The following is a 12,187-nucleotide window of genomic DNA, read 5'->3' as shown; positions in this document are numbered from 1 at the left end:
ATCTGGCAGTTTACGCGAAAAGGCATGAGCTTCGCTCGCCAAAGTGTGGTATAAAACTTTTCACCTATACCGAATAATTTATAAATGAATGCGTAAAAAGGAATGCATTAGCTTATTATATAATCGATAATAATGACGAGAAGCAATATCAAATTCCATTAGACAAGTTATGACCTAAATCTGGTTGTTTAGATGCTTGCGCCAGATTGTCTGCGTGGGCTTATTTAGTGGTTGGAAGATGCTATGACTAAAAATATGTCACAACGCCAGTCGTTAAATCAATATTCAGCGTTATTAGCTATTTCTTTCTATGGTGTTTTTTTTGGACTGTGTTGCCTGCTCATTGACAGAATGGCTCACGGTACTACTACTATTGCCTTACATACTAAATACGCCATTGAGCTGGCAGAAGGCACTAAAAACCTACCGCATGGGGCGTATTTTTATTCTCTCTGGTTTTTTAAATCTATAAGCGGCCTTTCCTGGCAGGCGAGTACTACGGTATTAATCTCTTTTCTGGCTACTCTGAATGCAATAGTAGTTCATTATATATTTTCTAAGCTGCTGCCAAACTTTTCAACCATCAAAATTTTGGCCATGACGTTCGTTGCCATGACGGTTGCCGCGATTTATATTCCATTTTTTCATGAATCGGTTTTCTTTGGGCAGGGTAGTCCTAATGTATGGCATAACTCAACAGTTATAGCTGTAAAGGCGATCTCAGTCCTAATTTTCTACATGCTGATTGAGTTCCTCGAAAAAGAGGATCAAAACTTATCATGGAAACCTGCAGTGACAATCGCGGCGCTAATGACATTGAGTGTTCTTGTGAAGCCCACGTTGATGATTGTTTTACTTCCCGCGATAGCCCTGCACTTAGTGGTCATGCATAGAAAAAATTTCACTTTATACTGGAAAGCTACTTTAATCGTTCTGATACCAATCCTTTTAATGCTTTATCAGTTTAGCTCATTAAACACTGATGTTGGGAGTAAAGGTGCGAGGGTGCAGAAAATAGAGTTATTGACAGTATGGCGAATGTTTACACCTAACGTAGCTATCTCAATTTTAATTACACTTGCATTTCCATTGGCAATCCTAGTATTTAGATTTCGCAATGTAGTGCAGGATCGATTTTTGTCGGTTGCCTGGTTTGCGATGCTAGCAGGGATGCTGCAATTTTCTTTGCTGGCAGAATATAAGCTTAATGGGGATATAATCACCTCTGCCAATTGGATTGGAGGTTATTTGATTGGGCTCACTCTGGTATTTGTATTCTCGATTGCAGAATTTGCAAGATGGCTTGAGCAGGCAGAGACAGCTAGCCAGAGTAGAGTTATAGATATCAAAATTTGGATAACGTCTATCCTGCTTGCTTTACATACCTATTCAGGCTTTTACTATATTTATGATTTGCTTATAGATCGGAAAACTGACGTAATTTGGCAATAGTCTGCTTAGAGAGTTGGCGCTATAAGGCCTTGTCTCAATTCGTATTATTTGACCTGTAACTCACGCATCTATAAATTAATTTAAGTATTTAACAGTATTTCACACAGGTAAGATTTCCATAGGAAATATCACTCAACTCGAGTGTACACCGAAATCCATGACGGATATGCCCAGATTGGAAAGTGAAGTCGAGAAATACCTAACAGCTTGCTTAGCTTTAATGCCCACTTCCATCTAAGTAGTGTAGTGATTTTTTCCAAGTGCAAGTAGCGTACATCGCGGATTTTGGTTTTGAATTGAAATCCATGTTTAGCCATTAATTTGTCTAGAGTGTCACCTTCAAAGGCATAACATATTGGCGGACGGTAGATAAAGTACTTGTCTTTTTGAAAGCGCTCAATCATGTTATTTTTCATTTCAACATGATTGACAATAAAGTGGCCGCCAATTTTTATAGATTGTTGTATAGCCTCAAAAAATTCATTTAGGTTAGGCACGTTCTCTACCACATTTAACAATAGCAGTGCGTCATATTGTTCCGGGGCGTAGTTCATTTTTTCGAATCGGCCCTGGTCGATAGTAATATCATAGTTATCTAATGCATACTGAGCGAAATTGTTGGAAACATCGCAGCCCCTAACGGTGTGTCCAGCTTGATTGGCCGCATGGAGGAATGTCCCCGTCGAGGGCCCAATTTTCATTATTGACTTTGGCGAGCCCCAGTCTAATAGCTTGGCTAGTTTTTTGTATCGTCTGGCCGACGTTATTAGGCGGCTTTTCTCATCTTTGAAATAGTCGTAAAACCCCCATATTTCATCACTTGAGGAGCCCTTAGCACTGAAAAATAAATCAGAATTAAAAAACCACTCAAAAAATTGCTGATTTGGCATGGGTGATTGCTTTATTATCTTACAGCCTTCACAGCGATAAAAACTAAATGGAAAGCCAAAATGTTTAACTTTGAAGTGTAATTTATATGTTGGGCTTTCACATAATAAACAGCGGCTGGTGTCATCATGCTGATCATAATAATTTTCAGGGATATCTATAGAGTTTGGCGATTTGGATGTGCTCACAGTGTTATTTTCTCTAGTATAGTGCTGATTTTTTCCAGCTCTGTTTCTGTTAAGTGTTCATGTACGGGTATTGATATAATTTCTGAGGATGCCGTTTCTGTCACAGGTAGTTTTTTAGCAAAGGCTTCAAACGCAGGCATTTGGTGAGTTGGGGTTGCATAATGAATACCCCATGCAATATCTGCGTTATCGAGTAGTTCTTTTATGCTATCTATCTCTGGTGTTCTGATAACATATTGATGATAGCTATGCCGGGCGTTTTTCGTGATGGCCGGTGTCAAGGTGCCGGGGATTTTGCTATCGAATAAAGCGGCATTATTGCGGCGCTTAGATAAATCAGAGTCCAGGTGTTTAAGGCGTATACGCAGAAAGGCCGCCTGCATCTCACTAACTCTTGCGTTGCTACCTTCTATAACGGAAATTGGGCTATTGTCATAGCCATACATACGGAGCATTTTCAATTGCTTGGCCAGGTTCGCATCATTTGTGATGACTGCCCCGGCGTCTCCGTAAGCACCAAGATTTTTTGTTGGGTAAAAGGAAAAACAACCCATGCTACCAAAAGTTCCAACTTGTGTACTGCGGTAGTGGCTGCCAACAGCTTGTGCGCAGTCTTCTATAATCGGTACGGAGTAGGTATCTGAAATTGAGGCTAATGCATCTAAATCAACACTGTTACCCCATAAGTGGACAGGGAGTATAGCCGCCGTGTTTTTATTGATTAATGCCGGGACGGCTTTAGTATCCATCATCAGGCTTTCGGGGTCGACCTCTACAAAGACGGGCTGAGCTCCTGTCATCAAAATGGCCGAAATTGTTGGCGGGCAAGTATTGGATACTGTGATGACTTCTTTTCCTGGCCCTGCACCCCGGCTTTCAGAGCCAGATACAGTGCTGCGGTTCCAGATGTCACAGCAACACAGTATGAAGCCCCGCACCATGCGGCAAATTCTTTTTCAAAAGCTTCAGTCTCAGGGCCTTGTATTAGAGAGCCTGAATGCAGGACTTTTTTGAAAGCATCGAATAAGTCGCTTTCCAGTGCGGGTAGTGCCCGCTGATAATCGAAAAGGTTAATCATCGTTAAAAGTAACTCTCTCCACATTTTGAGAAATAAGCTATCGTTTTTTCCAGGCCTTCTTCTAGCGAGGTTTTAGGTGCCCACCCCGTAATAGACTGAAACAAACTAAAGTCAGCGTAGTAGTCACCAATATCAATTGCCTTGCGATCATCAGGAAAAGGTATTTGGTCACTCTCAAAGTCAGCATGCTTGGATAAAAGCTCAACAAATTCTGTTAGGGAGTGCTTATCTGTATGCCCCAGATTGTAAGCATTGCCCCATAGGTTCTTATTCCCGGTGCTAACCAAAAACGCCTCAACTACATCATCGACATAATTAAAGTCTCGTCGCTGTTTGCCGTCACCAAAAATGGTGATGGGTTGGCCTTGTAGCGCCAAGCGTACAAAGATTCCTACAAAACCTTGTTTGTCATCTTTTAAATGCTGCCTTGGGCCATAGGTGTTTGTTAAGCGTAGAGAAGTGCATTTCATGCCATAGACTTGATGGTAGAGCTGATAGTACATCTCGCCTGCATATTTATTAATGCCGTTGACATCGACAGGGGCAATAGGATGCTTCTCGTCGACGGGCAGGTATTGCGGGCGACCATAGAGCTGTCTTGTGCTTGCGTAAATGATTTCAACTTCCGGGTTGAACTTGCGACAGCACTCTAAAATTGTAAGTTGACTGGTGCAATTTATTTCAAGGTCGGTATAGGGGTCTCGCATACTTTCTATATGGCTTGTTTGTCCGGCCATACTATAAATGATGTCTATATCTCTCACTAAATAGGCAAGGCTATGAGCATCACGAATATCAGAAAAGTTTACCTCTATTGAATCCTCAAAGCCGGCTATATTAGCTAAGTTGCCGCCGTATTGACTTAGCATAGAATCTACAATTTTTACGTGTGAACCAAGTTCAACCAGACGTTTTGCGAGGTTACTCCCAATAAAGCCCAGCCCGCCTATAATAAGCACACGCTTGTTTGAAAAGTCTATCATGTTACTCATGTGCTATGATTCCTTAGAAGAATTTTCGTATACGGTTCGTACTATAAATTGTGGCTGACGATTCTGAGTCAAGAATATTCTTCCGACATACTCGCCAACCACGCCCAAAACTAATAACTGTATTCCGGAGAAGACAGTGACACTAACTATAAGAGATGCCCAGCCTTTTGGAATGTTAGAGTCTAAATCACCACCGGCATACCAGCTATAAATAAACCATAGAGCCAGGCAAAGCCCGGTAGTTGCCATAAACATTCCCAGATATGAAGCTAACCTCAGAGGCACCACGGAAAAGCTGGTAAACATATTGAGCCACAGGGAGATTAGCTTTCTAAGGGTATAATTGGACTCACCGTCCGTTCTCGCATGATGGTCACATAATTGGGTTCCAATAGAGCGAGTACAGCGCAAGATCAAACCATCGACATAAGGGTAGGGGCCGTCATAGTCTTTAATGGCATCAATTGTAAACCTGTTCAGACATTTAAAACTGGATAAATACAACTCAGAAGGTTTATTGAGTAGGGTGGTCGCGATTGTATTATTAAACTTACTCCCCAGGTTCCTGAACCATGAATGCTGCTTTTTTTCATAGTAGCTGTAGACAACGTCATAGCCAGTTTCCAGCTTTTCTACCATCTTTGAGATTTCTTGCGGAGGGTTCTGAAAGTCATCGTCGATTATAACAGCAACTTCGCCACTGCAATGATTTAGGCCGCACATTACCGCATTGTGCTCACCAAAATTTTTCGAAAGCTGGATGTAACGTACAAATTTCCCTTGGTCAGTTTTTAGCAAATCAAGAATGACTGCATGGGAGTTGTCGGCGCTGCCATCATTAACCAGAACAATTTCGATAGAAGGGTGTTTGGGTAGTAGCTCATCTAAACAATTGTGGACTAGTTGAGAGATACTGTTCGCACCATTGTATACCGGTACTATTATTGAAAGCGTAGCCATAATTGTTGTTAATTACCCTGTGGACTGGATTTACTAAGTTGTATCATATCACTATATAACGCCGCCATTTTTGGTGGCAGGCTGCCTAATAAAGGGAGTGGTGGCTGGTCTCTTAGGTTAATAGCGTTTGAAGCTGCAAGATGGATAGTTTCACGAGGCAAGCCGGAAAAACTGGATAGCTTATTGACCTCCTGCTCCATAAATTGAGGCTGGCTAATGAGTGCATCGTACCACAGATAGGTCTTGGGTATATGTTTGCTAGCTGCTTCCAGTCTTAAAAAATGCTCGTGATAAAGGTGGTAGGCAAGCTTTGACGGGATCTTATTTCGGCTATATAGCGATTTCGCAACGTCTTTAGGGTGCCGGAAAACAATTAATAATTTCTTAACTGAAAGCCCCGCTTCAATCCAGGCTGGCAGGGTTAAACAAAACCGATTCTCCTTGACCATTGCGTCCTTATATTCCTTAATAAGCGAGACTAACTCTGTATGATTCTTTTGCCCCCGGTTCAGTATCGTGGTGCTAGATGGAAGAAAAAAGTAGTGAAAGCGGCCTAACATCCCATTTTGAATGTTGCGGTTAACGGCAATAATTTCACGCTGTTCAAAATATCCATCCGGGTTCCAATTATCAGGGGCGTAAAATCCAGCTTCGTCTCCGAACTTTCCGCCTGATTCTTTTAGCAGTCTGGCTACTAGAGATGTTCCGCATCGATGCATCCCGCAGATTAGTTCCATTATTGCTGGGCTCTTGATAGAAATATAAGAAGGTTTATAGATAGAAGGTTTAACCCAGCCCCATAAAATCAAAAGACGATGGTACATCATTCAGGTGGCAAGCTTCAACACTATATCCAGCACCTGCAGTATAGTAGATACTTAGGGCGAAAGTTTTATGCCGGCTTAGCCATACCTTTGCGATATACTTCATTGATTGGCCGCTTTTTTAGCAATCTGACAGCTTCGTTCAATGGTCGAAGGGTGGTTTCCTGTTTAAGCTCGGTTGTAAATTGTCTGTTTTGATTTGTGGATACTATCACGGTCAGCGGTTCATTTTTAACATGCGGGCTGCCTAACGCTTATCCAGGACTATTCATGGCCTCGGTTGGCGTTATAATAGCCAGTATGTGGAGACCTAACTAGTTTACGATGTGGATGTTTGAGGGGTTTAGGTTGTTTTGTAGCCAGTAGGGACCCAAGAGGATTGCCATCACAATCATTTATTTGTGGCCGGGGTTTTAGGTCCTTTACCAGTATCAGTGCGGGAGTGCTTAGTGGAGGGTTTAAAGTATTTTGAGCCATGGCTGAAGTGATTATTTGGTCTACTCAGAGGCATTTTTTAGGTACAGGTGTGAGTGGCCAAAGCGTGCCCTAACCACAAAGTTTTATGATTTTTTATACAAATAAGGACGGCAGCTCAATAATGGCCAAACAGATATCTATTTTTCGGCATTGCTCGGCATTTTTTACGGCTATTTCAATGATGCTTATATTCTGTAGTCTGCCAGCCATTGCTCAGGGTGCTGACTCGAATAGTCGCCCCATTGAGAGAGCCATAACGGCTGCCGACTTCGAGGCAATCAGGGAGCCCCGTATTTTTTATGGCCTTGCGTCATACTATAACAATATTGATTACTACCTAACTGATGCGCAGCATGTTGAAAAGTTACCCTTGGATCAAGAGCTGTCTCTACCGGCTAACCACTGGTTTGTAGCTATTGGCAGGTTCAATGCACTGGCAGTCCGTGGTGAAGGGGTTGTGGTTACCCCCAGTCAATCGCAGCCGGTAATGGATCTCTCGACAGGGGTAAAGAGCGACTCGGTGTTGGTCAAGGCTTTGCCCAGACAAGAGCTTGAACAGTTGTCGCCAGAGTTAGGGCAGTTGCGTTATGTCCACCTGTGGTCAGTATTTTCTGTATTGGCTAAAACGGCCGAAGCCGCATTGGTTTTCATACAAAAAAACATGGTGGATAGCTGGGGTCTGGCAATCCTGGTCTTTGCTGTGCTTATGAAGATACTGCTATTGCCGGTGGCCATACTTACGGTCAAGGCTCAAAGAAAGGTTAGTCATATACAGGCACAACTTGCTCCCAAGCTGGCCGAGATTAAGGCCAACTATGATGGTGAAGAGGCGCACAATCGGCTTATGGAAGCCCATAAGAGCCTCAATGTTACGCCCTTCTATGCACTGACGCCGATGATGGCGACGCTGGTCCAAATTCCAATTTTAATTGCTGTATTTAATGCTCTCGGAGAAATGCCGCAATTTGTAGGTGAGCCGTTTTTATGGATCTCAGATCTGGCCTATCCTGACTCCGTTGGCACATTGCCCCTTTTGATTCCCATGCTGGGCGACTCGATCAGTTTGCTGCCTGTTTTAATGACCGCTGTCACTGTGCTGGCAACCATACTATTTCAGGACCGTCTCGCTACGGAGCAGGAAGTAAAACGGCAAAAGCGTAACCTGTACTTGATGGGTATTGCGTTTTTTATCCTGTTTTACCCGTTCCCGGCGGCTATGGTTCTGTATTGGACTTCGGTCAATATCCTGCAAATTTTTCAGCAGAGGGTCATTAAAATTTAATCTGTAGCAGGGTTGTGCTTTAGTAGTGAATGGCTTGGCACAGCGTTGCCTAAAGCTGAAATCTAATTAACGACAATGACGTTTAATTAAATGTGGTTATCTGTTAATATGCTGCCAATTTAGTATATGAGTGGTCAATTTTTGACCTGTTTGGTATATCTAATTGACTTGGAAAATCACATGATTAAATTACCCGGCTTTATCATCTTGTCGCTGCTGTTTACTTGGGCCCCTCAGGCAATGGCCTATATTGATCCGGGTTCGGGCAGTGCGATTATGTCTGCCATTATTGGTGCGTTTGTTGCCTTAACGCTCACCATTAAAACCTATTGGTATAAAATAAAATCCTTTTTTGTTAAGAAGCCTTCTAGCCCTGAAGAGCCAACTCAGGCCGATGAAAGTTAACGTCCAAATTTTCAATCTTTAGTTATATTACCCTGTTTCTTTTACCGTTAATGGAGTTCCATGAAAAAAGTTTACGTAGGAATGAGCGCCGATTTAATCCACCCAGGCCATATAAATATTATAAATGAAGCTCAAAAACTAGGAGAGGTGACAGTAGGGGTTCTGACCGATCAGGCTATTGCAAGTTACAAGCGCTTGCCCTTTCTTTCTTATGAGCAGCGAAAGGGGGTTGTAGAAAATATTAAGGGTGTAAGTAGTGTTGTCCCTCAGGAGACGCTTGACTACCGCCCCAACCTTCAGGCCTACAAGCCTGACATCGTTGTGCATGGTGATGACTGGAAGTCCGGTGTACAAGCCAAAACCCGTCAGCAAGTGATTGATACGTTGGCTGAGTGGGGCGGTGATTTGGTTGAGGTTACCTATACTGAAGGTATCTCATCTACCCAGTTGCATGAAGGTTTAAAAGAAGTTGGTACGACACCGGATATTCGTCTGAAGCGCCTGCGTCGATTAATTGATGCCAAGCCTATTGTGCGTGTTTTGGAAGCTCATACACCCCTTTGTGGCTTGATAATTGAGCACGCGAATGCTGATGTTGAGGGCGTGAAGCGCGAGTTTGATGCGATGTGGTCAAGCAGCTTGACGGATTCAACCGCCAAGGGAAAACCTGATATCGAAGCTCTGGATTTAACCTCCAGGCTGCAGAATATCAATGATACTTTTGAAGTAACTACAAAGCCTCTTATCTATGATGCTGATACCGGTGGTATTCCTGAACACTTTGCTTTTACTGTTAAAAGCCTGGAGCGCGTTGGAGTTTCGGCGGTCATTATTGAAGATAAGGTGGGTCTGAAGAAGAATTCGCTTTTTGGTAATGACGTTGAGCAGCAACAGGCTAGCATTGAAGAATTTTGTCATAAAATAGCCGTCGGTAAAAATGCCCAGATCACAGATGACTTTATGGTGATAGCCCGGATAGAGAGCCTGATTCTTGAGCGGGGTATGGATGATGCGGTTGAACGGGCTAAAGCATATATTGCTGCAGGCGCGGACGGCATTATGATTCATAGTCGTGAAAAAAGCCCAGCTGAAATTCTGGAGTTTTGCGCTATATATCGCGCACTTGAAACTCAGGTACCACTAGTTGCCGTGCCTTCCAGCTACAATAGTATTACAGATACTGAACTTGCTGATGCAGGTGTGAATGTAGTGATTTACGCTAACCACATGTTGCGAGCGGCGTATCCAGCGATGAATGACGTTGCTCACTCAATACTAGAGCATGGACGGTCTTTGGAGTGTGCCGATAAGTGTATGCCAATCAAGGGAATTTTAGATTTAATACCAGGGACCAGATAACAGTATGATTAATCCTGCTGATTTTTTTGCTGCGCTGACGCAATCCGGTGTTGGGTATTTTACAGGTGTGCCTGATTCATTACTTAAGACATTTTGTGCCTATGTAACCGATAATACTGAAGCATCAAACCATGTTATTGCCGCTAATGAGGGCGCTGCTGTTGGTTTGGCAGTGGGCTACCATTTGGCTACTGGGCAGATCCCTCTGGTTTATCTTCAAAACTCTGGTCTGGGGAATACCATTAACCCGTTGACATCTTTAGTGGATGCTGAGGTTTATAGTATCCCGATGCTATTGATGGTGGGATGGCGTGGTGAGCCTGGTGTGAAAGATGAGCCTCAGCACGTCAAGCAGGGTCGAATTACTCTGGATATGCTTGAGTCGATGCAGTTACCTTATACAGTTATTGATGGGACTGAACCTGATATAGATGCCGTGGTCTCGGCCGCGACTGCGTCGGCTAAAGAGCTGGGTAGTGCCCATTTCTTAGTGGTTAGAAAGGGTAGCTTTGATAGCTATAAAATGCAGGCTGGTTTAGCGCAAGATTTTGGCTGGAATCGTGAAGATGCAATAAAAGCGATTGTTGATCAATTGGGCGCGAGTGATATTGTGGTTGCTACAACAGGCATGGCCTCAAGAGAGTTGTTTGAGTGCAGAGTTGCCTTGGGGCAAAGTCATGAACAAGACTTTTTGACAGTAGGTGGTATGGGGCATGCTTCTCAGATAGCGCTTGGTATTGCTAGTCAAAAGGAAGATCGGCAGATTGTGTGTATTGATGGTGACGGGGCTGCTTTGATGCACCTGGGTTCTATGGCGATCAATGGCATGGCCAACATGAAAAATTTTAAGCATATTATTATTAACAATGGTGCCCATGATTCAGTCGGTGGGCAGCCTACAGTGGCCTTTGATATTGACCTGCCAAAAATTGCTGAAGCTTGTGGCTATCGTCAGGTCAACACCTGTGATAGTTCAGATACCCTGACCGCAGATTTAAAATCTTTCTTTGATGCTCCTGGGCCTTCTGTTTTAGAGATTAAAGTTAATAAAGGTAATCGCAGTGACCTCGGTCGCCCTACCACTACGCCAAAGCAGAATAAGCAAGCATTTATGAGTTTTGTTCAATCCTGATACGGGGCGGTTAAATGCAGAAAGAGTTGATCGGTCGAGGAGCGACCCAGTTACTCTCAGAATACTTGAGCAGTTTAAATGTAAAAAAGCTGCTTTTAGTCACTGGTAAATCCTCCTATCAAAACTGTGGTGCACAGCAAGCGTTTGATGCTGTGCTGGCAGGCTATGACTGTTTCTATTACAACGAATTTTCCCCCAATCCAAAATTTGAAGAGGTAATGTCAGGTGTAGAGCTTGCTCGAGGAGAGGGCGTTGATCTGATCATTGCAGTGGGTGGAGGAAGTGCAATTGACGTTGCAAAGTGTATCGCGGCGTTTTACCCATCGCCAGGGCAGGAATTACAGCTTGCCACAGGAGAATCCAGGCTCGAAGTTGATCCTCTGCCTTCGATTGCTGTACCGACAACTGCTGGTACAGGCAGTGAAGCAACACATTTTGCCGTTATATATGTTGATGGAAAAAAATACTCCTTAGCGGCTCAATCTTTATTGCCAATAGCGGTTATTCTCGACTCTACATACTCGGAGAACCTCCCCCCTTATATTACTGCTTCCACAGGTTTTGATGCGCTTTGCCAAGCGGTTGAGTCCTATTGGGCTGTAGGTTCCACGACTGAGAGTAGGGCCTATGCGGCTGAGGCCATTTCATTGCTTTTAACCCATTTACCTATATCGGTTAATGCGCCTAAGCAATTATCAAGGGAGAAGGTTTTATATGCTGCGCACCTTGCTGGTAAGGCGATTAATATTAGTAAGACAACGGCCCCTCATGCCCTTTCATATACAATTACAAGCTTGTATGGGGTTCCTCATGGTCACGCGGCGGCTTTAACCTTGGGTGCTTTTTTTGCATACCATGCCCCGGAAAAAGCCCTAGAAATAAACGGCCACCTTACTTCAGAGGAATTCCAGTTAAGAATGACAGAGCTGTTTAACTTGCTAGGTGTAACATCGCCTGCTGAGGCTAAGCGCTTCTGGTACGAGTTAATGAAAAATTGTGGACTTGATTTAAAACTGGGCAATACTAAGGTCTCCGAGTCTCCTGAATTGGGGTCAATAGTGGCCTCAGTTAATCTGGAGCGTTTAAAAAACCACCCTGTAAAATTCAGTGAGGCCCAGCTTCTAGAATTACTGGGCACTGTGCCATAGGC

The 12,187-nt window shown here is 43.5% G+C and carries 10 protein-coding genes and 1 pseudogene; 6 read left to right on the top strand and 5 right to left on the bottom strand.

The window, feature by feature from the left end; all coding sequences use genetic code 11:
• Positions 1-243 precede the first annotated feature (243 nt).
• A complete protein-coding gene (locus tag BST96_RS06935) occupies positions 244-1,452 on the top strand; it encodes a hypothetical protein (protein ID WP_085757997.1) in 1,209 nt (402 codons plus the stop codon).
• Between the two features lie 128 nt (positions 1,453-1,580).
• Here the strand turns inward: BST96_RS06935 and BST96_RS06930 are convergent, their stop codons facing one another.
• The 5 genes and pseudogenes from BST96_RS06930 to BST96_RS06905 all read right to left on the bottom strand — a co-directional run bounded on the left by BST96_RS06930 (position 1,581) and on the right by BST96_RS06905 (position 6,385).
• Complete coding sequence (locus BST96_RS06930; protein WP_157117888.1) at positions 1,581-2,528, bottom strand: class I SAM-dependent methyltransferase; 948 nt, start codon at positions 2,526-2,528, stop codon at positions 1,581-1,583.
• Positions 2,525-3,606: pseudogene (locus BST96_RS06925) on the bottom strand (DegT/DnrJ/EryC1/StrS family aminotransferase). Before BST96_RS06925 ends, BST96_RS06930 begins: the two are co-directional and overlap by 4 nt.
• A gap of 2 nt (positions 3,607-3,608) precedes the next feature.
• Positions 3,609-4,598 (bottom strand): GDP-mannose 4,6-dehydratase, encoded by a 990-nt coding sequence (locus BST96_RS06915; RefSeq protein ID WP_085757993.1) that lies wholly within the window; start codon positions 4,596-4,598, stop codon positions 3,609-3,611.
• Between the two features lie 3 nt (positions 4,599-4,601).
• The gene (locus tag BST96_RS06910) at positions 4,602-5,558 is read right to left on the bottom strand and encodes a glycosyltransferase family 2 protein (protein WP_085757992.1); all 957 of its coding nucleotides are present in this window, start codon (positions 5,556-5,558) and stop codon (positions 4,602-4,604) included.
• 8 nt (positions 5,559-5,566) lie between these two features.
• Positions 5,567-6,385: a sulfotransferase family protein gene (locus BST96_RS06905; protein WP_085757991.1), complete on the bottom strand. Its 819-nt coding sequence runs from the start codon at positions 6,383-6,385 to the stop codon at positions 5,567-5,569.
• Between the two features lie 595 nt (positions 6,386-6,980).
• Between BST96_RS06905 and BST96_RS06900 the strand changes: the two genes are divergently transcribed.
• The 5 genes from BST96_RS06900 (at position 6,981) to BST96_RS06880 (ending at position 12,185) form a co-directional block, all read left to right on the top strand.
• Positions 6,981-8,141: a YidC/Oxa1 family membrane protein insertase gene (locus tag BST96_RS06900; RefSeq protein ID WP_169713940.1), complete on the top strand. Its 1,161-nt coding sequence runs from the start codon at positions 6,981-6,983 to the stop codon at positions 8,139-8,141.
• Between the two features lie 180 nt (positions 8,142-8,321).
• Complete coding sequence (locus BST96_RS06895; RefSeq protein WP_085757989.1) at positions 8,322-8,546, top strand: hypothetical protein; 225 nt, start codon at positions 8,322-8,324, stop codon at positions 8,544-8,546.
• Between the two features lie 60 nt (positions 8,547-8,606).
• Entirely contained in the window at positions 8,607-9,905 is a 1,299-nt protein-coding gene (aepX, locus tag BST96_RS06890; protein ID WP_085757988.1) for a phosphoenolpyruvate mutase, read from the top strand.
• A gap of 4 nt (positions 9,906-9,909) precedes the next feature.
• Positions 9,910-11,037, top strand: coding sequence for a phosphonopyruvate decarboxylase (gene aepY, locus BST96_RS06885; protein WP_085757987.1), 1,128 nt, complete (start codon positions 9,910-9,912; stop codon positions 11,035-11,037).
• Between the two features lie 14 nt (positions 11,038-11,051).
• A complete protein-coding gene (locus BST96_RS06880; RefSeq protein WP_085757986.1) occupies positions 11,052-12,185 on the top strand; it encodes a phosphonoacetaldehyde reductase in 1,134 nt (377 codons plus the stop codon).
• Positions 12,186-12,187: the final 2 nt, after the last annotated feature.

The organism is Oceanicoccus sagamiensis (genome assembly GCF_002117105.1).
Lineage (GTDB): Bacteria > Pseudomonadota > Gammaproteobacteria > Pseudomonadales > Dasaniaceae > Oceanicoccus > Oceanicoccus sagamiensis.
This window is presented reverse-complemented; position numbering and strand designations above follow the sequence as displayed.

Excerpts from the sequence above, each read along its gene's own strand:
- BST96_RS06935 (WP_085757997.1), top strand. The coding sequence starts at position 244 with ATGACTAAAAATATGTCACAACGCCAGTCGTTAAATCAATATTCAGCG.
- BST96_RS06915 (WP_085757993.1), bottom strand. The coding sequence starts at position 4,598 with ATGAGTAACATGATAGACTTTTCAAACAAGCGTGTGCTTATTATAGGC.
- BST96_RS06910 (WP_085757992.1), bottom strand. The coding sequence starts at position 5,558 with ATGGCTACGCTTTCAATAATAGTACCGGTATACAATGGTGCGAACAGT.
- BST96_RS06905 (WP_085757991.1), bottom strand. The coding sequence starts at position 6,385 with ATGATGTACCATCGTCTTTTGATTTTATGGGGCTGGGTTAAACCTTCT.
- BST96_RS06900 (WP_169713940.1), top strand. The coding sequence starts at position 6,981 with ATGGCCAAACAGATATCTATTTTTCGGCATTGCTCGGCATTTTTTACG.
- BST96_RS06895 (WP_085757989.1), top strand. The coding sequence starts at position 8,322 with ATGATTAAATTACCCGGCTTTATCATCTTGTCGCTGCTGTTTACTTGG.
- aepX (WP_085757988.1), top strand. The coding sequence starts at position 8,607 with ATGAAAAAAGTTTACGTAGGAATGAGCGCCGATTTAATCCACCCAGGC.
- aepY (WP_085757987.1), top strand. The coding sequence starts at position 9,910 with ATGATTAATCCTGCTGATTTTTTTGCTGCGCTGACGCAATCCGGTGTT.
- BST96_RS06880 (WP_085757986.1), top strand. The coding sequence starts at position 11,052 with ATGCAGAAAGAGTTGATCGGTCGAGGAGCGACCCAGTTACTCTCAGAA.